This is a genomic window from Nocardia sp. NPDC051900 (assembly GCF_044452545.1).
In the GTDB taxonomy this organism is placed as follows: domain Bacteria; phylum Actinomycetota; class Actinomycetes; order Mycobacteriales; family Mycobacteriaceae; genus Nocardia; species Nocardia sichangensis.
On record NZ_JBITBU010000002.1, the window covers coordinates 300,107 to 325,554 of the forward strand.

Consider the following 25,448-nt stretch of genomic DNA (forward strand, 5'->3'; position numbering starts at 1 on the left):
TCCGGTGATGATCGCCGGGTAGCTGGGAGGGCCGCAGTACGTTCAGGCCTACCTTCAAGCGCGTACGCTCAGGCCCACCTTCTGGAACTCCTTGAGATCCGAGTAGCCGGCCTTGGCCATCGAACGACGCAGGCCGCCGACGAGATTCAGCGAACCGAACGGATCGTCGGACGGGCCGAAGAGCACCCGTTCCAGGCTGGGGCGCACCGTGTCGCCGACCGGCTCGCCACCGAGATCCCACGGATCGTCGACGTGCAGCATCGACCCGCGCGGCACCGACGGGTGCGCGGCCGCCGACGGCCAGTACCAGCCGCGGCCCGGCGCCTCCGCGGCCACGGCGAGCGGGACGCCGAGCATGGCCGCGTCCGCGCCGCACGCGATCGCCTTGGCCAGCTGCCCGGAAGTGGAGATGTCGCCGTCCGCGATGACGTGCACATAGCGACCGCCGGTCTCGTCCAGGTAATCGCGGCGGGCGGCGGCGGCATCCGCGATCGCGGTGGCCATCGGCACGCCGATGCCGAGTACCTCGCCGGTGGTGGTCGCGCCGGGGTAGGAGCCGTAGCCGACGATCACGCCCGCCGCTCCGGTGCGCATCAGGTGCAGCGCGGTGCGGTGATCGCTCACGCCGCCTGCGACCACGGGCACGTCCAGGTCGGCGATGAAGGTCTTGAGGTTCAGCGGCTCACCGTCGCCGACATGTTCGGCGGAGATGATCGTGCCGTGCACCACGAGCAGGTCGATGCCCGCCTGCAGCAGCGCCGGGGTGAGCGTGCGCGCGTTCTGCGGGCTCACCCGCACCGCCACGGTGACGCCGGCGGCGCGGACCTGCGCCACCGCGGCGGCGAGCAGATCCGGCTGCATCGGCGCGGCGTGCAACTCCTGCAGCAGCGCCACGGCGCGCTCGTAACCGCCCTTGCCGACCAGCTCGAGCAACTGGTCGATCTTCGCGCCGACATCCGCGTGCCGCGCCCACAGTCCCTCGCCGTTGATCACGCCGAGCCCGCCGAGGCGGCCGAGTTCGACGGCGAACTCCGGGGACACCAGGGCGTCGGTGGGGTGCGCGAGAAACGGGATCTCGAAGCGGTAGGCGTCCAGCTGCCAGGACAGCGAGACCTGCTTCGACGAGCGGGTCCGGCGCGAGGGGACGATGTCGACGTCGTCCAGCTCGTAGGTACGCCGGGCGGTCCGGCCCATGCCGATCTCCACCATGTCGCGCACGCGAAATCTCCTTGTCTGATTTGCAGCGCCTGCGGCGCTGCGTGTTCGCGGGCCCCTTATGGCTCGCGTTCCAGCGGTCGAGACTCGAGCCTGCGGCGCATGGCTTCGACCGCTGGAACGCGAGCCGGGCCGCGAACGGGCGCTCGTAAGACTCGCGCCTCCAGTGGTTACTTGTGGGGGGCAGGTGGGCAGCACAAAACCGCCAACTCGCCGCAGGTCGCTCACCGCCACAGCCGGTGGGCAAGCTCCATCATGCACGGACCGGTTGGTCCTGTACATGAACCTAGTGGGCTAACCCCGTCCGGTGTAGTTAGGGGCCTCGACGGTCATCGTGATGTCGTGCGGGTGGCTCTCCTTGAGACCCGCCGCGGTGATCTGCACGAACTGGGCTTCCTGCAGATGCGCGATCGACTGCGAGCCGGTGTAGCCCATGGCCGCGCGCAGACCGCCGACCAACTGGTGGATCACCTGGTTGACCGGGCCGCGGAACGGCACTCTGCCCTCGATGCCCTCGGGGACCAGCTTGTCCTCGGCGAGCACGTCGTCCTGGAAATAACGGTCCTTGGAGAACGACTTCGCCTGGCCGCGGCCCTGCATGGCGCCCAGCGAGCCCATACCGCGATAGCTCTTGAACTGCTTACCGCCGACCAGGATCAGCTCGCCCGGCGACTCGGCCGTGCCCGCGAGCAGCGACCCGAGCATCACCGTGGACGCGCCCGCCGCGATGGCCTTGGCGATGTCGCCGGAGAACTGGATGCCGCCGTCGGCGATCACCGGGACACCTGCCGGCTTGCACACGGCGACCGCCTCCAGGATCGCGGTGATCTGCGGCGCGCCGACACCGGCGACCACGCGGGTGGTGCAGATCGAGCCGGGGCCGACGCCCACCTTGACCGCGTCCGCGCCCGCCTCGACGAGCGCGGCCGCGCCCTGGCGGGTGGCCACGTTGCCGCCGACCACCTGGATCCGGTCGCCGACCTCGGCCTTGACCTTGGTCACCATCTGCAGCACCTGCACCTGGTGACCGTGCGCGGTGTCCACCACGAGCACGTCGACGCCCGCGTCGGCCAGTGTCATGGCCCGCGACCAGGCGTCCTCGCCGACACCGACCGCGGCGCCGACCAGCAGGCGGCCGTCGCGGTCCTTGGTGGCGTTGGGGTACTGGTCGGTCTTGACGAAGTCCTTGACGGTGATCAGGCCGCGCAGACGCCCGTTGCCGTCGACGATCGGCAGCTTCTCCACCTTGTGCCTGCGCAGCAGTCCGAGCGCGGCTTCCGCGGTGACGCCCTCCTGCGCGGTGATCAAGGGGGCTTTGGTCATGACGTCGGCGACGCGGCGGTTCTGATCCACCTCGAAACGCATGTCGCGATTGGTGATGATGCCCACAAGCGCACCGGTCTCGTCCACCACGGGAAGACCCGAGATGCGGAACCTGGCGCACATCGCGTCGACCTCGGCGAGGGTGTCGGTCGGACGACAGGTCACCGGGTCGGTGACCATACCGGCCTCGGACCGCTTGACCGTCTCCACCTGGGCGGCCTGGTCGGCCGTCGAGAGGTTGCGGTGCAACACGCCCATGCCGCCCGCGCGCGCCATCGCGATGGCCATCCGCGCCTCGGTGACCGTGTCCATGGCCGAGCTGACCAACGGCGTGCGCAGGCGGATCTCCCTGCTCAGCACGCTGGAGGTTTCCACAGAACTGGGGATGAGATCCGAGGCGGCAGGCAGCAGCAGCACATCGTCGAACGTGAGGCCGAGCATGGCGATCTTGTTCGGATCGTCGCCACCCGTAGGAGGGCGGACTGCGATTCGTTCGCCCGATACGGGATTACTCATTCGGATCGACCCCTCCTGGACGTCGATAGCGACCGGCGCCGGTGTCACCGGCGCCGTGACGGCTGATGGGATGGACGTGGTTCGGCGGCGGTGCGATCGGGACCCGCCGTAGCCTGTGCTCCATCGTATCTGTCCGGTGAACTCGCCGACGAAGTGAGCCCACCACCGAAACTGGCAGGCCGCATAGCTGGCGCAGACCACCCTGTTCTGCGTACCGTGGGGATGTGCGTGACCATCTACCACCTGGCTTGCCGCCGGATCCGTTCGCCGGAGACCCCTCCGACCCGTCCGCCGCGCTCGATGCCATCGAGCCCGGCGAACCGCTGGATCCCCACGAGCGCCTTGCGGTCGAGGAGGATCTCGCCGACCTCGCGGTGTACGAGGCACTGCTGGCCCACCGCGGCATCCGCGGACTCGTGGTCAGCTGCGAAGACTGTAGGCAGGACCACTACCACGACTGGGACATGTTGCGCGCCAATTTGCTTCAGTTGCTGGTCGACGGCACGGTCCGCCCGCACGAGCCCGCCTACGACCCGACGCCGGAAGCGTACGTCACCTGGGACTACTGCCGGGGCTACGCGGACGCGTCGATGAACGAGGCCTTCCACGGCGACGGGTTCGACGGATTCGACGGCTGATTCGGGCTCGATCGAACCGCACGCGGGCCTTTCGAGGCTCGCGTACCCCGCCTTTGCCGCTGTGATTTTCGACGCACACGATCACTTCGGCAGACGCACCGCGAGGTTCCGTCGCGGGCGGACACGCCCAAGAGTTACCGCCCTATGGTCAGCCGCTGGCTAGACCGATTTCTCCCGGAAAGACAAAAAGCCGACCGCCTGGCTGGCGATCGGTTCTTGCCTGGACCGTTTTCTTCTGTCAGCGGCCGGGCGGCACGAACGAGCCCGGGTTGGGGATGCCGGGGACGCTGAACGTCGGCGGCGGCTGATTGTTGCTGTTGTGGGTATTGGTGTTGCCCGGCGCCGGAGCTGTCGGCGGCTGCTGCTGCGGCGCCGTCGGATTACCGGTGTCTCCCGTAGGTCCGCCCGCCGGCGGCGGCTTGACCTCGGTGACCGGCGGCTCCTGCGGAGCCGTCGGTTCCACGGTGGCCGGCGGCTGGGTGGTCGCGGGCGGCGGTGTGGTCACCGGCGGCACCGTGGTCGGCGCGCCGCCGCCGTTCGTCGTTCCGCCGCTGTTCGACGTTCCACCACCATTGGGCGCGGTGGCGTCGGCCGAGGGCGAAGGCTTGTTCGTCGGCTCACCCGGCTGCTGCACGATCGTCGAGGTTCCGCTACCTGGCGTCGGGCTGGGCTTCGTGGTCGCGCTGCCCGGGGTGGCACGCGGGTCGGTGGTCTTGGGCACCGTCGCACCCAGCTGATCAGCCAACTCCGGATTGACCTCGCGCAGCTTCGCGAGCAACTGTTCCCACTCGGTCATCAGCTCGGCGCGCTTGTCCGGATCGCTGACCTGCGCGGCATTCTCCTTGGCCCGCTCCAGGCGCACCTTGGCCTGCGTCGGGTTCTGAGTGACCAGCGTGGAAGCCTCGTTCAGATCGTCGCCCGCCCGCTGGACCACGGTCGTCTGGGCCTGTTCGCTGAACACGACCTCTTTGACCCGCCACAGCGGATCGCCCGGCTCGGCGTTGTACGAGAACGCCGTCATGCCGCCGATGACCAGGGCCAGCGCGGCCGCGGTGCCCATGATCGGACGTAGTAGCCGCAGTCGCCCGCCGCCGCCGTGCGCCCCGATGCGAACCTGCCGCGCGCCGATCTCCTGGTTGACCGCGGCCACGATCGCGTCCAGGTCCGGCTCGGCCGGCATCGGAGGCGCGATCAACTCCGCTCGCCAGTCCGCGAGCAACGTCGCGAGCTGATACTCCTCGGCGCTGTCGGTGTGCACCGGACCATCGCTGGCGATGGCATCGATCAGAGCATCGTCGCGGCGTACCGCGGCGATGTCGACCGGGCCGGTGTCACCGGACGCCTCGGCGTAGGGACCGCTGTTCCGCGATCCAAGCCGCGCCTTCCAGTCACCCCGACCGCGCTCGCCATCCCTAGCCATACATTTCACCTGCCCTCGCCACTTGTGACTTGAGTTTCGCGAGTGCCCTGTGTTGGGCGACCCGTACCGCGCCCGCCGTACTGCCCACGGCGACCGCGGTTTCTTCCGCTGACAAACCCATGACCAAGCGCAGGATCAAGATCTCTCGATGCTTCTCGGGAAGCGTCGCGAGCAGACGGTTCATCTGCCTGCTCGTCTCGGACTCGAGAGCTCGTTGTTCCGGTCCCTGGTCGGTGGATATGACATCTGGTACTTCGGCCATCGCCTCCGCCTTGTTACGGGCGGCGTTGCGATGCGCGTCGGCGACCTTGTGCGAAGCGATTCCGTAAACAAAGGCCATGAAGGGCCTGCCCTGGTCTTGATACCTGGGCAAGGCTGTCATCACGGCCAGGCAAACCTCCTGCGCAACGTCGTCCGCGGAGAGCTGCCCACGCTCCGCGGCTCCGATCCGCGCGCGGCAGTAGCGCACCACCAGCGGGCGGATCATCTCCAGTACCTGAGCTAAAGCGGATCTGTCGCCCTGCGCAGCGGCAGCGACGGCGAGGTCCAACTCTTCGCCCGTGTGCGTCATCGTCAGAGATATTCCCGGCGTTACAAAGTGGCATGGTCAGGTGACGACCAATGCTTCCACCGAAGGGGCGGAACGGATCTAACAATAGCGACCCGTTGGCCGGAACTGGTCAACACGGTGGACTCCGTGATCACCTACCACCCCGCCATGGGGCGCAACACGCCGCCGGAGCGGGCGATGGCCGCGGCACATTCGGCCGCCTCCGCCGCCGCGTCCCGCGCGCCCGATCCGGCGCGGAGCATGGCACAGGCCCAGCGCAACGGCAGCAGGCCGTGCTCGCGGCACTGCTCGGCGACATCCTCGGCCGAGACGCCCGATCTTCCCCGCGCGTCGAGCGCCACGTCGGCGGCGGCGACCAGCAAGCGTGACTTGACCCGGTGGCGCACCGACGGGGATCGCTCGGCCAGCTCCAGCGCGGCCGCCGCGTGCGCCGCCGCCACCTCGAAATCGCCTGCCGCCAGCGCCGTTTCCGCGGACACCCAGCGCAAGCGGATCGCGGGACGCCAACCGGCCCGATACTGCTGTGCCGCCGACGCGCTGCGCCGCAGCAAGCGGTCGGCCAGCGCGAGGCGCCCGGTTCCGAGCGCGTCGGCGGCGAGTCCGGTGAGCGCGTCGCAGATCGCGTCGGCGCGGCTGGGACGGTAGCCGCCGAACTCCTCGGCGCTGTCCGGCTCCGCTCCGGCGCCGGCGGTGAGGATCAACGCGGCCGACCGCCCGTCGAACGCCGCGGCGCGTTCGTGCCAGCCGAGCTGGCGAAGAAAAGAACCCTCGGTACTTCCCGCCAGTGAGAGGAGGACGGGGTCGTTGCTGTGGTTGCATACCCTTCGCAATTCGGCGCGCGCCGCCGCATAACGGCCCTGGCCGCCGAGAACCACCGCGCGATACCACCGGCCGAGTGCGTCCGACGCGGACGGAAGGTCGGCGGCGGCGCGACCCGGAGCGGCGCCGAAGGCGGCCTCGGCGAGGACCGCGAGGTGAGGATCTCCGAGCGGAGCGGGCGCGAACACGGGCGCACTCTATCCCGTGCGGCACCCCGGCTCCGGCGAGGAAAGGTGAGCGACGGCCGACCGGCGACACTCGGGATTTCCGACGCCGAGCGGATGTTGCCATTAGGTAAATCTCGTCCTGGCTATCGCCGAGCGGCCACGCCGGGAATTCATGCGTGTTTCGCGTAATTAACCTGCCCGCCCCGTTGTCGCCATCTTCGGATCCACACCCCACGAACCCCCTCGGCCGCGGCAGTGACCGACATCATCGGCACGAGATCGGCGTCGCGTCGGCGCTACGACCATGAAATCGCCCCTACCAGCGGAAATTGGATCAGTTGCGGCACATGCGGCAGCCACGGGCCTCCGGCCAACCGAACAGTATCGCCGGAACCAGCACGAAAAGTAAACAGTTCGGAGGTTAAATTTGGCAGCGCGAGATTTGGAAAAGTGCTGCGCCGAACTATTGACGGAATTTCGCGGCTGGACCTAACGTAGCTCATCGCCACGGACGGCGCCGCGCGAAATTGCAGCGACCACGAAGGGCGAGCCCCCCGGGTACCCCCGCCGACACGGCGTCGTGGCCCACAACTGTTGCAGAACAACTGCTCGACAACGCTGACGAGCTCGCACCACGAGGAGTTCACCATGCCCATGCCGACCCACCTCCCGGGACCCAACGCCGATGTCTGGGATTGGCAGATGCGAGGATCGTGCCGCGGGCAGGATTCCGCGGTGTTCTTCCATCCCGATGGTGAGCGCGGCCGGGCCCGCACGGCCCGCGAGATGCGCGCCAAGGAGATCTGCCGGACCTGCCCGGTGCTCATGCAGTGCCGCGCGCACGCGCTGAAAGTCAGCGAGCCCTACGGCATCTGGGGCGGCATGTCGGAGACCGAGCGCGAGATGCACGCGCGGCGCAGCCGTCGCCGCATGGCCGTCTGAATCAATCGCCTCCCATCCGCACGCCGCCGGGCGTCGAATTCCTAGCAAACAACGGGCCACTGCAACATGCTTCGGCCGAGCCGCTCACATGACACGGTGACCGGTTCCGCGCCGAAGGTCGGCGCGTGGGTTCCGATCGTCACCATCGATCGGCCGGCCGCCGAGCGAGGCCGGAGGTCGTGCACCCGGCGTTCCGGCACGGTGCGACGGTTCGGCGTGTCACGGCGTGTCGCTCCCGAGATGTCCGGCGTATCGGCGCTTTCCGCAACGCGGCGCCGGTCCACGACGAGCCTTGTGGCCACCCCACCCGAAGGGAGGTCATAGCGGCGCGCTACGGTAGTGACCGATGACACAGAATGGAGCGTTGTGACAACGCGGCCGTCGGCCGCAGAGGGCGACTCGTTCCGAAGAGCAGCCTTCCCACCCACGGTGGATTCTGCGGTTACGGCACGCGCAGCCGAAAGTATCGAGCTCGCCGCGCTTTTGCATCGATGCGGTCGAGCCGACCAGGAAGCATTCGCCGAGTTGTACGACCGGACGTGTGCGCGCGTCTTCGGTCTGGTTTTGCGCGTTCTGCACGATCCGGGCTACGCGGAGGAGACCACGCAAGAGGTCTATCTGCAGGTCTGGCGCATGGCATCGAGTTTCGATCCGGCGAAAGGTTCCGCGGTCACCTGGTTGATGACGCTCGCCCACCGGCGCGCCGTGGACCGGGTCCGCGCCGAGCAAGCCCACACCCAGCGCGAGGTCGCGTACGGGATCCGGGTGCTCGGCAACGAATTCGACGAGGTCACCGAAGAGGTCGAGCGCAGGCTCGAACAACAGGCCGTCCTGGCCGGTCTGGCCACACTCACCGAAACCCAGCGGGAAGCCATCTCGCTCGCCTACTACGGCGGACGCACCTATGCGGAGGTAGCCACCTACCTCGACGTAGGGTTACCTACGGTTAAGTCCCGGATTCGGGACGGATTGACACGACTGAAGAAAAGTTTGGGGGTGACGTGAGATGAACGAACGCCGTATCGATCTCGCGCACACCGTCGCGCTCGGATCGATCGACGACGAAGACCATCAGGAAGTGCAGGAGCTGTTCGACAGCGAGGACCCCGTGCTACGCGCGGAGTTCATCCAGGAAGTCAGAGACACGAAAGAAGCGCTCGCCGTTCTCGCCACAGCCACGGCGGCCACTCCGCCGCCGTCGCTGCGTGCTCGCCTACTCGCGGCCATCGCCGCCGAGCAGCCACCGGTCGCCAGCTGAATCCGGCGTCCCGCCAGGCATTCCCGCCCCGCGCGTAACCGACCCCAGCGGTCCTGAGCTTCCCGCGGCCTCCCTCCGATCCCGCGGCAGACAGTGTGTCGCGCTTCGGAACTCTCTCGGTCCAACCGGTAGTCGAGGCCGCGTACGGCAAGGCCCCCGAACCACGCGGTTCGGGGGCCTTGTCCGTGCGTTGTCCCGAGAAAACCGGGCTCAGTGCGCGTGGCCGTGGTGGCCGTGGTCGTTCTGCTCCTCGGCGGGCTTGTCCACCACGGCGCTCTCGGTGGTGAGCACCATGCGCGCGACCGACGCCGCGTTGACGACGGCCGAACGGGTCACCTTCACGGGGTCGACGACGCCGTCGGTGAGCAGGTCGCCGTAGGTGAGCGTGGCGGCGTTGAAGCCGTCCTTGCCCTCGGCGACCTTGCTGACCACCACGGCGCCGTCCAGGCCCGCGTTGGTGGCGATCCAGTACAGCGGCGCACGCAGCGCGGTGCGGACCACCTCGACGCCGACGGCCTCGTCGCCGGACAGCGAATCGCGCAGCTCGACGAGCTTGCTGCTCGCCTGCACCAGCGCGGTGCCGCCACCGGGCACGATGCCCTCTTCCACGGCGGCCTTGGCGGCGCTCACCGCGTCTTCGACGCGGTACTTGCGCTCCTTGAGCGCGGTCTCGGTGGCCGCGCCGACCTTGATCACCGCGACGCCGCCTGCCAGCTTGGCCAGCCGCTCCTCCAGCTTCTCGCGATCCCAGTCGGAATCGGTGGCCTCGATCTCGCGGCGCAGCTGCGCGACGCGCGCCTCCACGTCCGCAGCGGAACCGGCGCCATCGATGATCGTGGTGTCGTCCTTGGTGACGACGACGCGGCGCACCTTGCCGAGCACGTCGAGGCCTGCCTCGCGCAGGGTGATGCCCAGATCGGGGTTCACCACGGTGCCGCCGGTGACCACGGCCAAGTCGTCGAGGAACGCCTTGCGGCGGTCGCCGAAGAACGGCGCCTTGACCGCGACGGCCTTGATCGTCTTGCGGATGGCGTTGACCACCAGGGTCGACAGCGCCTCGCCTTCGACGTCCTCGGCGATGATCAGGACGGGCTTGCCGCTTTCGGCGATCTTCTCCAGCAGCGGCAGGAAGTCCGGCAGCGAGCTGATCTTCTCGCGGTGCAGCAGGACGAACACGTCCTCCAGGATGGCCTGCTGGCTGTCGGGGTCGGTGACGAAGTAGGGCGACAGGTAGCCCTTGTCGAACTGCACGCCCTCGGTGACGACGAGTTCGGTCTGCAGCGTCGAGGACTCCTCGACGGTGACGACGCCGTCCTTGCCGACGGTGGTCAGCGCCTTGCCGACCATCTCGCCGATCTCCTCGTCCCGCGAGGACACGGTCGCGACCTGCGCGATGGCCTGCTCGCCGGAGACCGGGGTGGCCAGCGCGAGCAGCGCCTCGGAGACCGCGTCGGCGGCCTTGGCGATGCCGGAGCCGACCACGATCGGGTTCGCCCCGGCCGCAACGTTCTTCAGCCCGGCGCGGACCAGCGCCTGGGCCAGCACGGTGGCGGTGGTGGTGCCGTCGCCCGCCACGTCGTTGGTCTTGGTGGCGACGCTCTTGACCAGCTGCGCGCCGAGGTTCTCGAACGGGTCTTCCAGCTCGATGTCGCGCGCGATGGTGACGCCGTCGTTGGTGACGGTCGGGCCGCCGAAGGACTTCGCGAGTACGACGTGCCGTCCGCGCGGGCCCAGGGTGACCTTCACGGCGTCGGCGAGCTTGTCGACGCCGCGTTCCAGAGCCCGGCGAGCCTTCTCGTCGAACTCGATCTGCTTTGCCATGGGGATTCGCTCCTGTAGTGGATTGCGGCGCTCCCGGGTCCCGTCGTCACGCAGGCTGCCGCCTCAGGGCCCGTCGCTCGCACCGCGTGTTTCAGTGCCGTGGTGTCGGCGCCGAACGCACTCCGCCCCGGGTCACGAAAGACACCGGGGCGGAACGCATGCGTGCCTGATCGGCTACTTGGTGACGACGGCCAGCACGTCGCGCGCCGACAGGATGAGGTACTCCTCGCCCTGGTACTTGATCTCGGTGCCGCCGTACTTGCTGTAGATGACGGTGTCACCCTCCTGGACATCCAGCGGGATGCGCTTCTCGCCCTCGTCGTCCCACCGGCCGGGACCGACGGCGACAACGGTGCCCTCCTGCGGCTTCTCCTTCGCCGTGTCAGGGATGACCAGGCCGGAGGCCGTCGTCGTCTCGGCCTCGTTGGCCTGGACGAGGATCTTGTCCTCGAGCGGCTTGATGTTCACGCTCGCCACGTTGAGCCCTCCACTTTCAGGGGATTCGGTCGTCCGGAACTCGTCGCTCCGAACTCGTCGGTTGGTCACGATGCTGACCCTGCGCATAGCCCCGTCGTCGCGGGTGCCGGGACCCCTGCCCAGTGGTCAAGCTGCTGGCACAAGCACTACACACAGTGCCGACTAGCACTCTATACATGAGAGTGCCAGCGCTCAAGGCTGGGCGGTGCCAACTTTGCGCGGCGCGCCCGGCGACACTGCGAGCTTGGCTATAAGTTCGGGAAAACAGTAACGTTCGGATAACGGATTGTGACACTATTGACGACGGTTGCGGTCCGGCCGCCGGTTCGTCGCTCCTCCGAGCGGCGGCCAGGCGGCACAGAGGTACCACAGCGTCGCCGAACCCGCAGCGCCGCAGCACGATCGTTGCACCACCAGCTTCACCAGAGAGCAAGACACACGTGATCCATGGCCGGTCCCCGCGACCCACCCGGACGAGGGGCCGGTTCGTTTCCCGGTCCGGGTCGCGCGTCATCCATACGGCGGTCCGGCAGTCCATTCGAGATGGTCGGCGACACCATGACCATCCGCTCGAAGGGAGGTGAACATGCGAACATCCCTCGGCATCTCGGCCGGGGCAGAGGTCGTGTGCTCGGCGTTGGTCTCCACCGCGCCGAACGGCACGCAGAGCTTCGATTACCGCGTCGTGTCCGCCGACGCGGCTCATTCCGATCTCGGTGACCTGGTGTCGTCCTCGATCGAGCTGATGACGACCCAGCTGCCGACCACGCAGCCGCCACGCGAGATCATCCGCCCGGTCGGCGGCCGTTTCGCGGGCGGGCCACGCGACTTCGAGCCGGCGACGGGTCACCCGCCCACCAGCGTCGCGGTCGCCTACCGCACCAAGGAGCAGGCCCAGATCATCCGCTCGGCCACCGGAAAACAGCGCGACCTGCGGCTGATCCCGGAGGGCACCGCCGCGCTGACCTACCTGCGGCACACCGGCCTGCTGGACCGCTACGACACGGTCGCCATCGTCGATCTCGGCGCGTCCGGGCTCGGCGTCACCGTCGCCGACCGCGCCGACGGCTCCCTGCTCCGTTCCGATCGCACCGCGACCGTCAGCGGCAAGGCGATCGACGATCTCATCTACCACCATCTGGTGGACCTGCACTTCGCCCGGCGCGGTACCCGCCCCAACCGCGGCATGCTCACCAACCGGGGCCGCGCGGCGAAGGAGCACCTGTCCATCGCGCCCGCGGTCACCATCGACCACGTCGCCGGTCGTCCGCTGAAGCTGACCAGGGCCGACTTCGAAGAGTTGATCGCCGACCTGCTGCGCGACCTGGCGCGGTTCGTCACGATGTCGTTCGCCCGGGCGCCCAGGCAGCCGCAGGCGGTCACGGTCATCGGCGGCGGCGCCAACATCCCCGCGGTGCTCGATACGCTCACCGCCGCCCTGGACATCCCCGTGTTCACCGTGCCGGATCCCGAGGCGGTGACCGCCAAAGGCGCGGCGCTGGTCGCCGATTCGATGCAGCCGTCGGTGTTCCCGGTCGCCGGGCTCGGCGGCGACGCGCCCGCGGGGACGGTAACCAAGGTGTTCGGCACGCTCGCCGGTGCGATCGTGGTCGTCGGACTGATCGTCGGCTACGGGGTCAAGACGTTCGCGCCGACCTCGGATGACGAGGTCTCTCCCGCGGGGACCACGAGCAGCGCGTCGCAACTGCCCAACCCGACGTCCGTGCCGCCCGCGACCACGGCTGCCGCCACGCCGCACAACCGCACGCCGGACAACACCGGCATCGCACCGACGACCACGGAACGCGGACCGCAGAGCACGACCGGCGGGCCGTCGTCCACGCAGGTGATCACACCCACGCAGCCCACGCTGCGCCCGGATCCGAACCTTCCGCCGATTCCGTTCCCCGAACTGCTCGGCCCCCTGTTCGGGAATCCGAATGCGGCACCGAACGGTTCGCCCGAATCGCCATCGAGCCGGACGTGGTACCCGGCGGCGCCGACCGCTCCGGCACCCGGCACGAGCCCGACGCCCACCCAGGCGCCCGCGCGGTCGAGCCTGCCACTCCTCCGGGGGAATTCGGGGTCGGCGTCGCATCCCGGACTGCTCGCACCGAACTGATCCGGCCGCACGACGGCCCTTCGCGGCGATCTCACCGGAAAGAAACCCGGTGCGGCCGCCGCCGCTTCGTGCGCTGAATCCGAGCCGGTCAGCGAACCATACTGACCGACACCGGCAGACCCGGATCGGTGGCGACCGTCAGCGGCGAAGCAGCCGCGCCACCAGCGATGACATGCGCGCCGAGCGCGGCGATCATCACCCCGTTGTCCGTGCACAGCCGAGGCTTGGGCACCCGCAAGGTCAAACCGGCTGCGGCGCAGCGTTCCTCGGCCATCGAGCGGATCCGCGAGTTGGCGGTCGCGCCGCCGCCGAGCACCAGTGTGCCGACGCCGACATCCTGGGCCGCGCGAACCGCCTTCATCGTGAGCACATCCGCGACCGACTCCTGGAAAGACGCCGCGATATCGGGGATGGGCAGATCCTCCGCGGCGACGCCGTCGCGCTGGGCCGCCTCCACGTAACGGGCGACCGCGGTCTTGAGACCCGAGAAGGAGAAGTCGTAGCGCGGGTCGCGCGGCCCGGTCATGCCGCGGGGGAAGGCGATGGCGCGCGGATCACCGGCCGTCGCGGCGGCATCCAGCGCCGGACCGCCGGGAAAGCCCAACCCGAGCAGCCGCGCCACCTTGTCGAACGCCTCGCCCGCCGCGTCGTCGACGGTGCTGCCCAGCTCGACGATCGGCTCGGCCAGATCCGTGACGTGCAGCAGATGCGTGTGCCCGCCCGACACCAGCAGCGCGACGCACGGCGGCATCGGCCCGTGCTCCAGAGTGTCCACCGCGACGTGCCCGCCGAGATGGTTGAGCGCGTAGAAGGGCACATCCCACGCCGCCGCATACGCTTTCGCCGCGGCGACACCGACCAGCAGCGCACCGGCCAAGCCCGGGCCGATGGTCACCGCCAACGCGTCCGGTTTCGCGATGCCCGCGGCCGACAGCGCGCGGCGCATCGCGGGCACGATCGCCTCGAGATGCGCGCGCGAGGCGATCTCGGGGACGACGCCGCCGAAGCGCGCGTGCTGGTCGACGCTGGAAGCGACCTCGTCGGCGAGCAGTACGCAGGTGCCGTCGGGGTTCCTGCGGACGATGCCGACTCCGGTTTCGTCGCAGGAGCTTTCGATGCCCATGACGATCACGACAACACCTCGTCCCGTGTGCGCCAGCGCTCCCCGCTGGTCAGCGCGGGGCGACGCATCGTGTACGCGTCCGCGCCACTGGGGTGGTAGTAGTTCTTGCGCAATCCGATGATGTGGAACCCGTGCTTGGCGTACAGCGCGATCGCCGGCGCGTTGTCGGTGCGGACCTCCAGGAACACCGGTCCACCGCGCCGGTCCGCCTCGGCGAGCAGCGCCTCCAGCAGGAGCGTGCCGACACCTGTGCGGTGGCAGCCGGGGTCGACGCCGATGGTGTGGACCTCGGCCTCGGGGTGTTCGGCATCACCCAGCAGGGCGATACCCGCGTAGCCGACCATTCGCCCGTCGTCGTCGCGCGCGGTGATGTAGCGGTTGTGCCGCCCGGCCAGCTCGGACTGGAACGCCACGGCGGCCCACGGGTCGTCCTCCGGAAAAAGCAATTGCTCCAGTTCGACGCAGCGCGTGATGTCGGCGGCCACCATCGGCGCGATTCGGAAAGTCACCGGCTTCACGCCCCCGTCCGGTCGAGTCGGCGGTAGGCGTTCTCGACCGCGTCCGGCCTGCGCAAGTACAGCGGAACCAGCGGCTCCGGCACGCTGCGGGACAGCACCTCGGCGGCGACGACGCGGACCAACCCGGCGGGTGAGGGCGTCTCGGCGGGGAGCACGGGCAGATCGAAGAAGTCGACGTGCGAAGCGGATCCGGCGATCGCCGTGGCCTCGCCCGCGTCCAAGTCGGAGGGCTTGCACACCTCGGGTCCGGCCACGCGGGCACCCTCCCGGTACCGCGCCCAATACACCTCGCGCCGCCGGGCATCGGTCACCACGAGCAGTTCGGCTTCGGGCGGGAGCTCGACGGGGGGCGGCACCGCTGGGTCGACAGCGGCATCGGCTGCGATCGCGTCGAGGCTGCACGCGCCGTACACCGGGATCCCCAGCGCGTCGCCGAACGCGGCCGCGGTGGCCATGCCGACGCGCAAGCCGGTGAACGGACCCGGACCGACACCGACCACGATCGCGTCGATCTCGGTCCTGGAACGACCTGCCTCGGTGAGGCATTCGAGGATCTGCGGAGTGAGTACCTCGGCATGGGCGCGGGGGTCGACCCGCACCCGGGATGCGACGGTGCGTACCCGGACCGGATTCGCCGCGTCGGCGCCCTGCTCCAAGTCCACCAGTCCCGCTGTGACGGCGGGTGTCGCGGTGTCGACGGCTAGTACAAGCATGATTGGGCCAACGATACCGGGTGGTAGGTGAGGCCGACGCAGAGCTACCCGGTAGCTAATTCACCCATTCCCAGCTGGCGGTGCGCACATCCGAGTCCGGCGCCCGCGACAGCACCACACGCAGATGCCGATCCGCGAGGTGCTCCACCACGCCGCGGCCCCACTCCACCACGACGACCGCCTGATGCAGATCGGTGTCCAGGTCCAGCGCGTCCAGCTCGTCCAGGTCGCCGCCGAGCCGGTAGGCGTCCACGTGCACCATGGGCACCGACGGGCCGCCTGCGCGCTGCCCCGCGCGGTGCTGGCGGGCGATGATGAACGTCGGCGAGCTGACCCGCCCCTGCACGCCAAGACCTTCGGCGATGCCGCGGGTCAGTGCGGTCTTGCCCGCGCCGAGCGGACCGTCCAGCACCACGAGATCCCCGGCACGCAGATCGGTGGCCAGTTCCCGGCCCAGCGCCTCGGTGTCGGCGACGGTGGGCAGCACTCGATGCCCTGGATCAGCCACGGGCCACCTCCGAGGCCTCCCCCTGCGCCGGGTCGACCACGCCCGCACGCACCAGCAAGCGATCCAGCGCGGCGTTGACTATGTCCGGGTATTGCAGATGCGGCATGTGCGCCGCGCCTTCCAACCGGATGAGTTCGCTGCACGGCAGAGCGGCGGCGAGCGCACGCGAATTCCGGAACGGGATCACCAGATCGTGCCCGCCGCCGAGTACCAGGGTCGGTGTGCCCGCCAGCGCGGGCAACGCCGCCGACTCGTCGTGCAGCTCGATGGCCTGCAGGAACTTCACTACGGTCTCCACCGGCGTCTGGTCGATCATCAGCGTCATGAAGCGCGACAGCGTCGGGCTCACCGGTCCGTGGAACGAGCTGACGTGCAGGATCGGCGTGATCACCCGCCGAGCGGTGACGCGGCCCGCCTGCACCAGCGCGGGCGCGGTGTACACGGCCACCCGGAACCCGTCGATCGCGGGATTGCGCAACAGTTGCCCGATTCCCGCCGCGGTGACCTCGGCGGCCGCGGTCGACAGCAGTGCGATCCCGATCACTCTGGCCGCGAACAATTCCGGGAATCGCGCGGCCGCGGCCAGGATCGCCATCCCGCCCAGCGAATGCCCGACCAGCACCACCGGCCCGGCCGGAGCGGTGGCGTTCAGCACGGCGGCGAGGTCGCTCCCGAGCTGGGCGACGGTACAACTCGCGGCGCTCGGCACACCGGAACGGCCGTGCCCGCGCAGATCGAACAGCACCATGCGAAGTCCTGCGCCGTAGCGCTTTTCCAGGTCACGACGCTGAAAGTGGAAGGAAGCCATGCTGTTGCAGAAGCCGTGCACGAAGATCACCGTCACCGGTGCGTCGTCGGGGCCGCAGATCCGCGTGGCCAACGGCACGCCGTCGTCGGCGAGCACCGTCCCCGCGCGGTCGGCATCGATCAGCGCGAAATTCTCGTCGCGGTAGTCGTCGCCCCGCGCGGGCCACAGCACCCGCGCACCGGCGCGACGCAAGGCGTGCGCGCCTGCCAGCGCACCGACGAAACCAGCCGTGGCCAGCCCGCCGCGCAGCGGGGTCACCCGGAAGCGCCTCATCGAACGCCACCGACATAGCGCCGGGTGACCCGGCCGCGCGGTGAGCACACCACTTCGTAGTGGATGGTGTCGAGCAGGTCCGCCCACTCCTGGGCGTGCGGTCGCGCACCGAAGAGAATCGCGGTGTCGCCTTCCCGAACGCCCGCCGCGTTGTCACCGAGGTCGACGACGAACTGGTCCATGCACACCCGCCCCACGTTCCTGCGCGGCGCCCCGCCGAGCCAGACATCGAAACGTCCGCTCAGGGGGCGGAAAACGCCGTCGGCGTAACCGGCGGGGATGAGCGCGACGGTGGTGTCGCGCGGCGCGATCCACTGGTGCCCATAGGAAACGCCTTCGCCCGCGGCCACTCGTTTGACCAGGGCGACCTCTGCCTGGAACGTCATCGCGGGCCGCAGGCCGAAATCGTCGTCCGGTATCGGGGACAGGCCGTACATGGCGATGCCCGGCCGGACCAAGTCGAAGGCCAGGTCAGGGCGGGTCAGGGTAGCGGCGGAGTTGGCGATGTGCACCAGCTCCGGTTCCAGGCCGTGCTCCTTGGCCGTGGCGATGGCCTCCAGGAACCGGGCGCGTTGCGCGTCGTTGTTGGGATGCTCGGGTTCGTCGGCGTGCGCGAGGTGGGAGAAGATCGCGCGAAACCGCACCACACCCTCGTCGACCAGAGCGCGCAGCGCCGTCAGGACTTCCGGGTACGCGTCCGGCGACACGCCGTTGCGGTTCAGGCCGGTGTCCACCTTCAGGGTGACCGTCGCCGGACGGCCCAGCTCGCGCGCCGCGGCCTCGACCGCTCGCAGATGAGCCGCCGAAGAGATCCCGATCTCGACGTCGGCGGCCACCGCAGGCGCGAAGTCGGTGTCCGTGCTGTGCAACCAGCACAGGATGGGCGCGGTGATCCCGGCCGCACGCAACTGCACGGCCTCGCCCACCGTCGTGACACCCAGTTCCGCCGCGCCCGCCGCCAGAGCGGCCCGGCCCACCTCGACCGCGCCGTGGTTGTAGCCGTCGGCCTTCACCACCGCCATCACCGCGGCGCCACCCGCGTGCTCCCGCAGGATCCGCACGTTGTGGGCGATGGCGTCCAGGTCGATGACCGTTTCCACTTGCGCTGTGCCGCCTCTCCGCGTATCCGGGCCGTCCCAGTCGGACGCGCAGGATTCACGTTCAGGTCCTGCGTTTGATGCCGCCTGGATTTCGGGCGTGCCCGACGAGTTACCCATATGCTCTCGAGATCAGTCGTTGCGTTGATTCCGGTCGAGTCTATTGGCGCGCTCGATTCTGGTTCCAATCGGTTTCCGTGGCGCTCGGGCCGGTGTGTCGAGCGCCACGACCAGCCTCGATACATCGACGCCATCGGCACCCGGCACTCAGCGCCTCAGCTTTGCGCCCGCCGGAACCCGTCGGTCCGGCTGAATGCGGCCATCGGCTCGTACCGGTTCCATCACCGTGGCGGGCGGAAACAGTCAGAAGGGGTGTGCCAGGCCACGGAGGACGCCGATGGCGGGGCGGACGTGAGCTGCCAGCACGCTCGCCGAGATCGGAGTTCCCGCCGGGGCGGCGTCATGTGCGGCGAGGTTCGCGGACAACGCGTGCGCGCGCGCGGCCGCCGCCGCCGACCATGCGGGTTCCCGCCCCGCCGCGAGCAGCGCCCCGATGATGCCGGAGAGCACGTCGCCCGCGCCCGCGGTCGCCGCCCAGGAACCGCCCGCCTCGTTGACCAGCACGGGACCGCCCGGGGCGGTGACGAGCGTGGCGCGACCCTTCAGCAGCACCGTCACCTGCCAGGAAGCGGCGAAGTCGCGGACCGCTGCCACCCGGTCGGGACCGACCTCGTGGCCGGTGAGGCGGGCGAACTCGCCCGCGTGCGGAGTCAGAACGGTCGGGGCCGCACGACCGCGCACCAAGTCCGGCTCCGCGGCCAGCATGGTCAGGCCGTCCGCGTCGATCACCACCGGGAGGTCGGTGGCCAGGATCTCGCGCAGGCGTTCCCTGGCGGCGGAGTCGGTGCCCGCGCCGGGACCGAAGACCCAGGCCTGTACGCGACCGGTCGCGGCGACCTCCTCGGCGGCGATCACTTCGGGGAAGTGGTTCAGCACCTCGGCCGCCGCGGTCCCGGCATACCGCACCATGCCCGATGTCGCCGCGACGGCGGCGCCCGCGCACAGCACCGCGGCGCCCGGATACGTGGCGCTACCCGCGCATACGCCCGTCACACCCTGCGTGTACTTGTCGTCGGCCGGGCCGGGGACCGGCCACGCGGCCCCGATCGCCGCGGGCTCCAGCGCGAGGAGGCCCGGCTCCGGGAGACGTAAACCGATGGGCACCAATTCGATTCGCCCGCACTGCGGCGCGGCGAGCGCGTGCACCGGCTTGTACGCGCCGAACGCGACCGTGACGTCCGCGCGAACCGCCGGGCCTTCGATCGCGCCGGTGCCCGGGTCGACGCCGCTGGGCAGGTCTGCCGCGATGACCGGAGCCTCCAGCGCCGCAACGATTTCAGCGGCACGCGGCCGCAACGCACCGCGACCGGAGATGCCGACGATGCCGTCGATCACCAGATCCGGACGGCCCACGTCGTCGGCGACTCGACCGCCCGCTCCGCGCAGCGCCGCGAGTCCTCCGGCGTGCGCCCGCTCCGGGCTGAGCAACACCGCGGTGACCGCGACACCGCGGCGGCGCAGCCGCGCTCCGGCCCAGAGCGCGTCGCCGCCGTTGTCCCCGGAACCGACCAGCAGGGTCACCGCCCGCCCCGCGATACCGCCGGTACGCTCCCTGAGTTCGCCCGCCACCACCGTGGCCAGGCCGTGCGCCGCCCGGCGCATGGGCACGCCGTCCGGCACCCGGGTGAACAGCTCGGCCTCCGCCGCGCGCACTTCGTCCACCGTGAAATAGCCCCGCTGCGTGGACATCGCCGCTCCCTCCGTCGGTGTGGCCTACTACGCTTGGCCATCATGCCAAGCGTCCGCCGCATCGGGATCGTCCGCGTCGTCACGGGAGTCGCCTTGGCCTGCGCGCTCCTACTGTCCGGTTGCGGCGGCGACGAATCCGGTTCGGCCGCCACCACGACGAGGAAACCGGCTCGGCCGACCACCACCGCACAGCAGACCGGTGACCGCAAGCCCGCCGCAGCCACCGTCGTGGCGCATGACATGAAATTCTCCCCCGCCGACGTCACCGTCGCGGTCGGCGACACGGTCACCTGGAAATTCGACGACAAGGTCCCGCACACGGTGCAGGGCATCGGCGACAAGGCCATGGGCATCAACAGCCCGATCTTCGACAAAGGCGAGTGGAGCTACACCTTCACCGCGCCGGGCACCTACCGCTATCTCTGCTCGCTGCACCCGGAGATGCGCGGCTCGGTCACCGTGCAGTAAACCGCAGGGTACGGACCCTTCGGGCCTACCGGGGGCATTCCACCGGCGAAGCGCTCCGGACGTCGCCTCGGCGAGGTCCAGCCGAGAAACCGCGAAAACCTCCGACGAAGCATCCCGGAGAAAAGCCGGACCTCGACTCCGCACTTGTTGATCGCCGAGCCGTCCCGCACTCACACCGGACGGTAGTCGCGGTGCCGTGCGCCGTGGGTGTTCAGTGCTTCGACCGCGGCCACGAGCGGAGCGAGTTCGGGATCGGCGGCCGCCTGCCCGAGTGCTCCGGCCAGGGCGGCGTCGTGCGTGGGCCGCGCCTGTTCGAGCAGGTCCAAGCCCGCCGGGGTGACATCGGTGTAGATGCCGCGACGGTCGTCGGGGCAGAGGTAACGCTGGAGCAGGCCGCGATCTTCCAGCCGGGAAACCAGTCGGGTGGTCGCGCTCTGGCTCAGCACCACGGCCTCGGCCACCTGGTTCATCCGCAGGTGCCCGCCCGGCCCGTCGTGCTGGCGGCTCAGCACGACCAGCAGGGAGTACTCGCGAACGCTCAGGTCGTGGCCGGATTGCAGGGCCCGCTCGATGTGCGCCTCGATCCGGTCGTGCAGCAGCGAGAGTGCGTACCAACCATCGGCGAGGCCGGTCAGGGCGGCATCCGCGGTCATCGGCGTTCCTTCGGCGTCGGGGTTCGTGTCTCCAGGATAGCCAGGGATCACAATAGCCCGCGCTTGCAATTAAAGGGCGTATGCAATTATTGTTTCCGCCTGTAATAGTTTGAAGCAACGTTACGTGGAGGCTTCGTTCATGCCCCTCGCACTCCTCGCCCTGACCCTCGGGGCATTCGGAATCGGGACGACGGAATTCGTCGTCGTCGGACTGCTACCAGACATCGCGAGCAGCTACTCGGTGTCCATCCCCACCGCGGGCCTGCTGGTCACCGGCTACGCGCTCGGCGTCGTGGCGGGTGCGCCGCTGATGACCGGGCTGGGTACCCGGCTGTCGCGCAAACGGATGCTGCTCGGCATGCTGACGCTGCTCGTCGTCGGCAACCTCCTGTCCGCCGCGGCACCGACCTTCGCGCTGATGCTGACCGGACGGATCGTCGCGTCGCTGGCCCATGGCGCGTTCTTCGGGATCGGCGCGGTCGTCGCCGGAACCCTGGTCAGCGCCGATCGGCGCGCCGGTGCGATTGCGATCATGTTCACCGGACTCACCGTCGCCACGGTGGTCGGCGTACCGCTGGGAACGCTGCTCGGCCAGCACTTCGGCTGGCGGCTGACCTTCGTGTTCGTCGCACTGGTCGGGTTGATCGGCCTGCTCGGCGTCGCGGCGCTGGTCCCGGAACAGCCCGCCGCGGCGAACGCCGCGCTGCGCACCGAACTGGCGGTGTTCCGCAACCCCCAGGTGCTGCTGGCGATGGCGATGACGGTCCTCGGCTTCGGCGGGGTCTTCGCCGCGATCACCTATCTCGCGCCGATGATGACCGAGGTCACCGGCTATGCGGAGAGTTCGGTCACCTGGCTGCTGGTGCTCTTCGGCCTCGGCTTCTTCGCGGGCAATCTGATCGGCGGCAAGTTCGCCGACCGTCATCTGATGCCGATGCTGTATCTCACACTCGGCGGGCTCGCGCTCGTTCTCGCGCTGTTCACCGTCACCGCGCACGACAAGATAGCCGCCGCCGTCACGGTGGTGTTGATCGGCGCACTGGGCTTCGCGACCGTGCCGCCGTTGCAGAAGCGCGTCCTCGACCAGGCCGCGGGCGCACCGACCCTCGCGTCGGCGGTGAACATCGGCGCGTTCAACCTCGGCAACGCGGTGTCGGCCTGGCTCGGTGGCGTGGTGATCGCCGCAGGCTACGGCTACACCGCACCCAACTGGGTCGGCGTCGGTCTGGTGCTGGCGGCGCTACTGCTCGCGATCCTGTCCGGGCAGCTCGAGCGTCGCGCGAGACCCACCGCCCCGGCGGAGCCCCTGGCTACCGTGCCGGTATAGCCGCCGGTCGCCCCGGCGAAACAGCGGCCGCGCACTGCGAAGTGCGCGGCCGCCGAACTATTCCACGGTGACGGATTTGGCCAGGTTGCGCGGCTTGTCGACGTCGTAGCCGCGCGCCTGCGCCACCTCGGCGGCGAAGATCTGCAACGGCACCGTCGACAACAGCGGCTGGAACAGCGTCGGTGCGCTCGGGATCTCGATGAGGTCGTCGGCGAACGGACGCACCGTGTCGTCGCCCTCCTCCGCGATCACGATGGTGCGCGCGCCGCGAGCCTGGATCTCCCGGATGTTGCTCAGCAGCTTCGAGTGCAACACCGCGCGCCCCTTCGGCGACGGCATCACCACGATCACCGGCAGGCCGTCCTCGATCAGGGCGATCGGACCATGCTTGAGCTCACCCGCCGCGAACCCCTCGGCGTGCATGTAGGCCAGTTCCTTGAGCTTGAGCGCGCCCTCCAAGGCCACCGGGTAACCGACGTGCCTGCCCAGGAACAACACGGTCGGCACCTGCGCCAGCTCCCGCGCGATGGCCCGCACCTGCGGCGCGGTCTCCAGCACGCGCTCCACCAGCTTTGGCATCGCCTCGAGTTCGGTGAATTCGCGGGCCACCTCGTCCGGGTACTTGGTGCCGCGCGCCTGCGCCAAGGCGAGCCCGACCAGGTAATTCGCTGTCACCTGGGCCAGGAACGCCTTGGTGGAGGCGACGCCGATCTCCGGCCCGGCCCTGGTGTAGAGCACCGCGTCGGACTCGCGAGGGATCTGCGCGCCGTTGGTGTTGCAGATCGCGAGGACGCGCGCCTTCTGTTCCTTCGCGTGCCGCACCGCCTCCAGCGTGTCGGCGGTCTCGCCGGACTGGGAGATCGCCACCACCAGCGTGGAGCGGTCCAGCACCGGATCGCGGTAGCGGAACTCGCTGGCCAGCTCCACCTCGACGGGCAGCCGCGTCCAGTGCTCGATGGCGTACTTCGCCAGCAGGCCGGAGTGATAGGCGCTGCCGCACGCCACGACGAAAACCTTGTCGAAATCGCGCAGCTCCTGATCGGCGAGGCGCTGCTCGTCCAGCACGATCCGGCCCGCGCCGTCGTGGTCGGTGCTGAAATGCCCCATCAGCGTGTCCGCGACCGCCGCGGGCTGCTCCTCGATCTCCTTGAGCATGAAGTAGTCGTGGCCGCCCTTCTCGGCGGCGGCCAGGTCCCAGTCGATCGTGAACGGGCGGGTGCGCGAGCTCGCGTCCTCGCCGGCGAAGTCGGTGACCCGGTAGCTGTCCAGGGTGATCACCACGGCTTGGTCCTGACCGAGCTCGACCGCCTCGCGGGTGTGCTCGATGAACGCCGTGACATCCGAGGCGATGAACATCTCGCCCTTGCCCACGCCCACCACCAGCGGGGTGGAGCGGCGCGCCGCCACGATCGTGTCCGGATGGTCGGCATGCGTGAAGACCAGCGTGAACGCGCCCTCCAGACGGCGCAGGACGGACAGCGCGCTGGCCGCGAAGTCGCCTGCGGTCGGGCCATGGGCGTACGCGCGGGCCACCAGGTGCACCGCGACCTCGGTGTCGGTGTCGCTGTTCAGCTCGACCCCGGCGTCCTCCAGTTCGCGACGCAGCGGGGCGAAGTTCTCGATGATGCCGTTGTGTACGACGGCGACCTTGCCGGTGTGGTCCCGATGCGGGTGTGCGTTGCGGTCGGTCGGCGCGCCGTGTGTGGCCCAGCGGGTGTGCCCGATGCCCGTGGTGCCCACGAAGCGATCGATCCCGGTTTCGGCGAGCTGGGCCTCCAGGTTGGCCAGGCGGCCCGCCTTGCGTTCCACCGCCAGCGTGCCCGCGCCATCCAGGATCGCCACACCCGCGGAGTCGTATCCGCGATATTCCATGCGGCGCAACGCGTCAACGACGACGCCGAGCGCGTCTCGGTACCCGACGTACCCCACGATTCCGCACATGGCTCACCACACTACTTATCGGATAACGTTCACGTCGTGTCGGCGTCTGTGAAATCGCTATTGAGCACCCTGACCAGCCGGGGCCCGCACCGCGTGTTGCGTGGCAATCTGGCCATCGCCGGCCAGCCGGGGGTGGTGTTCACGCCCGAGACCGGGCGGAACCTACCTGCCGTCGCGTTCGGACATGGCTGGTTGACCGGGGCGAACCACTACCGCACGCTGCTCGAACACCTCGCTTCCTGGGGAATAGTGGCCGCCGCGCCCGACACCGAGCGCGGACCGATTCCGTCACATCTGGGGTTGGCCGCCGATTTGCTCACCACGCTCGACATCTGCACCGGCGTGCGGCTCGGGGACGGCGAGATCAGCGTGCATCCGGAGCGCCTGGCTCTGGCCGGGCACGGCATGGGAGCGGGCGCCGCGGTCATCGCCGCAGGCCGCCGCGACGTCGCCACCGTCGCGGCGTTGTTCCCCGCGCCGACGGCGCCTGCCGCCGAAGCCGTCGCACCGGAGCTGGACGTTCCGGCGTTGATCCTGGCCGGCGCGACCGACATCACCTCGGTCAGCTCGAACGCCATCCCACTGGCCACCGCCTGGGGCGGCCCGGCGACCCTGCGCGCCATCGACAAGGCCTCGCACAACGGCATCATCGAGGGGCGGCGCGTCCTCGCCGCCGTGGGTGCGGGCAAGCACGAATCGAAGACCTCCCGCACCACGCGCGCCCTGCTGGCCGGTTACCTGCTCGCCACGCTGGCGGGCGACAAGACCTATCGCGCCTTCACTGATCCCGACGAGGTCATCCCGCACACCACCGTGGTCGACCCCGCGGCGCCGCAGGAGAAGGAGCCGCCGAAGCTGAAGGTCGGCCAGCTCGCCGCGCTGCTGCGGCGGTAGCCGACCGACCGGCCCGCGGAGCGCCGG

Annotated in this window: 24 protein-coding genes; 8 read left to right on the forward strand and 16 right to left on the reverse strand. The window is 69.6% G+C overall.

Annotated features, from left to right (window positions below; genetic code table 11):
* Positions 1-54: 54 nt before the first annotated feature.
* Entirely contained in the window at positions 55-1,218 is a 1,164-nt protein-coding gene (locus tag ACIA5H_RS03935; protein ID WP_355081654.1) for a GuaB3 family IMP dehydrogenase-related protein, read from the reverse strand.
* A gap of 291 nt (positions 1,219-1,509) precedes the next feature.
* Complete coding sequence (gene guaB, locus ACIA5H_RS03940; RefSeq protein ID WP_397073755.1) at positions 1,510-3,054, reverse strand: IMP dehydrogenase; 1,545 nt, start codon at positions 3,052-3,054, stop codon at positions 1,510-1,512.
* A 224-nt stretch (positions 3,055-3,278) separates the two neighbouring features.
* On the opposite strand from guaB, the gene ACIA5H_RS03945 reads away from it, so the two are divergent.
* Positions 3,279-3,692 carry a DUF5319 domain-containing protein gene (locus tag ACIA5H_RS03945; protein ID WP_039795739.1) on the forward strand — a complete coding sequence of 138 codons (414 nt, stop codon included), beginning with the start codon at positions 3,279-3,281 and terminating at the stop codon, positions 3,690-3,692.
* Positions 3,693-3,930: 238 nt separating this feature from the next.
* Here the strand turns inward: ACIA5H_RS03945 and ACIA5H_RS03950 are convergent, their stop codons facing one another.
* The 3 genes from ACIA5H_RS03950 to ACIA5H_RS03960 all read right to left on the reverse strand — a co-directional run bounded on the left by ACIA5H_RS03950 (position 3,931) and on the right by ACIA5H_RS03960 (position 6,690).
* A complete protein-coding gene (locus ACIA5H_RS03950; RefSeq protein ID WP_397073757.1) occupies positions 3,931-5,112 on the reverse strand; it encodes an anti-sigma-D factor RsdA in 1,182 nt (393 codons plus the stop codon).
* Positions 5,105-5,683 (reverse strand): sigma-70 family RNA polymerase sigma factor, encoded by a 579-nt coding sequence (locus ACIA5H_RS03955; protein ID WP_039795737.1) that lies wholly within the window; start codon positions 5,681-5,683, stop codon positions 5,105-5,107. The genes ACIA5H_RS03950 and ACIA5H_RS03955 overlap by 8 nt, the downstream gene beginning before the upstream one ends.
* Positions 5,684-5,817: 134 nt before the next feature.
* Positions 5,818-6,690, reverse strand: a complete 873-nt coding sequence (locus tag ACIA5H_RS03960) for a hypothetical protein (RefSeq protein ID WP_397073759.1) — start codon at positions 6,688-6,690, stop codon at positions 5,818-5,820.
* Between the two features lie 627 nt (positions 6,691-7,317).
* Between ACIA5H_RS03960 and ACIA5H_RS03965 the strand changes: the two genes are divergently transcribed.
* The 3 genes from ACIA5H_RS03965 (at position 7,318) to ACIA5H_RS03975 (ending at position 8,869) form a co-directional block, all read left to right on the forward strand.
* A complete protein-coding gene (locus ACIA5H_RS03965) occupies positions 7,318-7,611 on the forward strand; it encodes a WhiB family transcriptional regulator (RefSeq protein WP_355076302.1) in 294 nt (97 codons plus the stop codon).
* 429 nt (positions 7,612-8,040) lie between these two features.
* Complete coding sequence (locus tag ACIA5H_RS03970; RefSeq protein WP_355076300.1) at positions 8,041-8,616, forward strand: sigma-70 family RNA polymerase sigma factor; 576 nt, start codon at positions 8,041-8,043, stop codon at positions 8,614-8,616.
* Position 8,617: 1 nt separating this feature from the next.
* On the forward strand, positions 8,618-8,869 hold the full coding sequence (locus tag ACIA5H_RS03975; RefSeq protein WP_355076299.1) for a hypothetical protein: 252 nt from the start codon (positions 8,618-8,620) through the stop codon (positions 8,867-8,869).
* A gap of 210 nt (positions 8,870-9,079) precedes the next feature.
* On the opposite strand, the gene groL is transcribed toward ACIA5H_RS03975, so the two are convergent.
* Together groL and groES are read right to left on the reverse strand one after the other, a co-directional pair.
* Positions 9,080-10,690 (reverse strand): chaperonin GroEL, encoded by a 1,611-nt coding sequence (gene groL, locus ACIA5H_RS03980; RefSeq protein WP_356964710.1) that lies wholly within the window; start codon positions 10,688-10,690, stop codon positions 9,080-9,082.
* 174 nt (positions 10,691-10,864) lie between these two features.
* Positions 10,865-11,167: a co-chaperone GroES gene (groES, locus tag ACIA5H_RS03985; protein WP_028479292.1), complete on the reverse strand. Its 303-nt coding sequence runs from the start codon at positions 11,165-11,167 to the stop codon at positions 10,865-10,867.
* Positions 11,168-11,753: 586 nt separating this feature from the next.
* Here groES and ACIA5H_RS03990 point away from each other — a divergent pair.
* A complete protein-coding gene (locus tag ACIA5H_RS03990; protein WP_379252036.1) occupies positions 11,754-13,289 on the forward strand; it encodes an Hsp70 family protein in 1,536 nt (511 codons plus the stop codon).
* An 88-nt stretch (positions 13,290-13,377) separates the two neighbouring features.
* On the opposite strand, the gene tsaD is transcribed toward ACIA5H_RS03990, so the two are convergent.
* The 7 genes from tsaD to ACIA5H_RS04025 form a co-directional block, all read right to left on the reverse strand.
* Positions 13,378-14,421 (reverse strand): tRNA (adenosine(37)-N6)-threonylcarbamoyltransferase complex transferase subunit TsaD, encoded by a 1,044-nt coding sequence (gene tsaD, locus ACIA5H_RS03995; RefSeq protein ID WP_379252035.1) that lies wholly within the window; start codon positions 14,419-14,421, stop codon positions 13,378-13,380.
* On the reverse strand, positions 14,418-14,921 hold the full coding sequence (rimI, locus tag ACIA5H_RS04000; RefSeq protein ID WP_355076292.1) for a ribosomal protein S18-alanine N-acetyltransferase: 504 nt from the start codon (positions 14,919-14,921) through the stop codon (positions 14,418-14,420). Before rimI ends, tsaD begins: the two co-directional genes overlap by 4 nt.
* Before the next feature lie 5 nt (positions 14,922-14,926).
* Complete coding sequence (tsaB, locus tag ACIA5H_RS04005; RefSeq protein WP_356964715.1) at positions 14,927-15,643, reverse strand: tRNA (adenosine(37)-N6)-threonylcarbamoyltransferase complex dimerization subunit type 1 TsaB; 717 nt, start codon at positions 15,641-15,643, stop codon at positions 14,927-14,929.
* Positions 15,644-15,698: 55 nt separating this feature from the next.
* Entirely contained in the window at positions 15,699-16,151 is a 453-nt protein-coding gene (gene tsaE / locus ACIA5H_RS04010; RefSeq protein WP_355076288.1) for a tRNA (adenosine(37)-N6)-threonylcarbamoyltransferase complex ATPase subunit type 1 TsaE, read from the reverse strand.
* Positions 16,144-17,232 carry an alpha/beta fold hydrolase gene (locus ACIA5H_RS04015; protein ID WP_397073765.1) on the reverse strand — a complete coding sequence of 363 codons (1,089 nt, stop codon included), beginning with the start codon at positions 17,230-17,232 and terminating at the stop codon, positions 16,144-16,146. The genes tsaE and ACIA5H_RS04015 overlap by 8 nt, the downstream gene beginning before the upstream one ends.
* Complete coding sequence (gene alr / locus ACIA5H_RS04020) at positions 17,229-18,449, reverse strand: alanine racemase (protein WP_379252033.1); 1,221 nt, start codon at positions 18,447-18,449, stop codon at positions 17,229-17,231. Before alr ends, ACIA5H_RS04015 begins: the two co-directional genes overlap by 4 nt.
* A 243-nt stretch (positions 18,450-18,692) precedes the next feature.
* Complete coding sequence (locus tag ACIA5H_RS04025; RefSeq protein WP_379252032.1) at positions 18,693-20,138, reverse strand: NAD(P)H-hydrate dehydratase; 1,446 nt, start codon at positions 20,136-20,138, stop codon at positions 18,693-18,695.
* Between the two features lie 42 nt (positions 20,139-20,180).
* On the opposite strand from ACIA5H_RS04025, the gene ACIA5H_RS04030 reads away from it, so the two are divergent.
* Positions 20,181-20,606, forward strand: coding sequence for a cupredoxin family copper-binding protein (locus ACIA5H_RS04030; protein WP_397073768.1), 426 nt, complete (start codon positions 20,181-20,183; stop codon positions 20,604-20,606).
* Between the two features lie 170 nt (positions 20,607-20,776).
* Here ACIA5H_RS04030 and ACIA5H_RS04035 read toward each other — a convergent pair whose 3' ends face one another.
* Positions 20,777-21,259, reverse strand: a complete 483-nt coding sequence (locus ACIA5H_RS04035; protein ID WP_356964719.1) for a MarR family transcriptional regulator — start codon at positions 21,257-21,259, stop codon at positions 20,777-20,779.
* A gap of 139 nt (positions 21,260-21,398) precedes the next feature.
* Here ACIA5H_RS04035 and ACIA5H_RS04040 point away from each other — a divergent pair, with 139 nt between their 5' ends.
* A complete protein-coding gene (locus ACIA5H_RS04040) occupies positions 21,399-22,586 on the forward strand; it encodes an MFS transporter (RefSeq protein ID WP_397073770.1) in 1,188 nt (395 codons plus the stop codon).
* A 57-nt stretch (positions 22,587-22,643) separates the two neighbouring features.
* Here the strand turns inward: ACIA5H_RS04040 and glmS are convergent, their stop codons facing one another.
* Positions 22,644-24,527, reverse strand: a complete 1,884-nt coding sequence (glmS, locus tag ACIA5H_RS04045) for a glutamine--fructose-6-phosphate transaminase (isomerizing) (protein WP_356964722.1) — start codon at positions 24,525-24,527, stop codon at positions 22,644-22,646.
* A gap of 36 nt (positions 24,528-24,563) precedes the next feature.
* Here glmS and ACIA5H_RS04050 point away from each other — a divergent pair, with 36 nt between their 5' ends.
* On the forward strand, positions 24,564-25,421 hold the full coding sequence (locus ACIA5H_RS04050) for a hypothetical protein (RefSeq protein WP_355076274.1): 858 nt from the start codon (positions 24,564-24,566) through the stop codon (positions 25,419-25,421).
* The last annotated feature ends 27 nt before the right edge of the window (positions 25,422-25,448 follow it).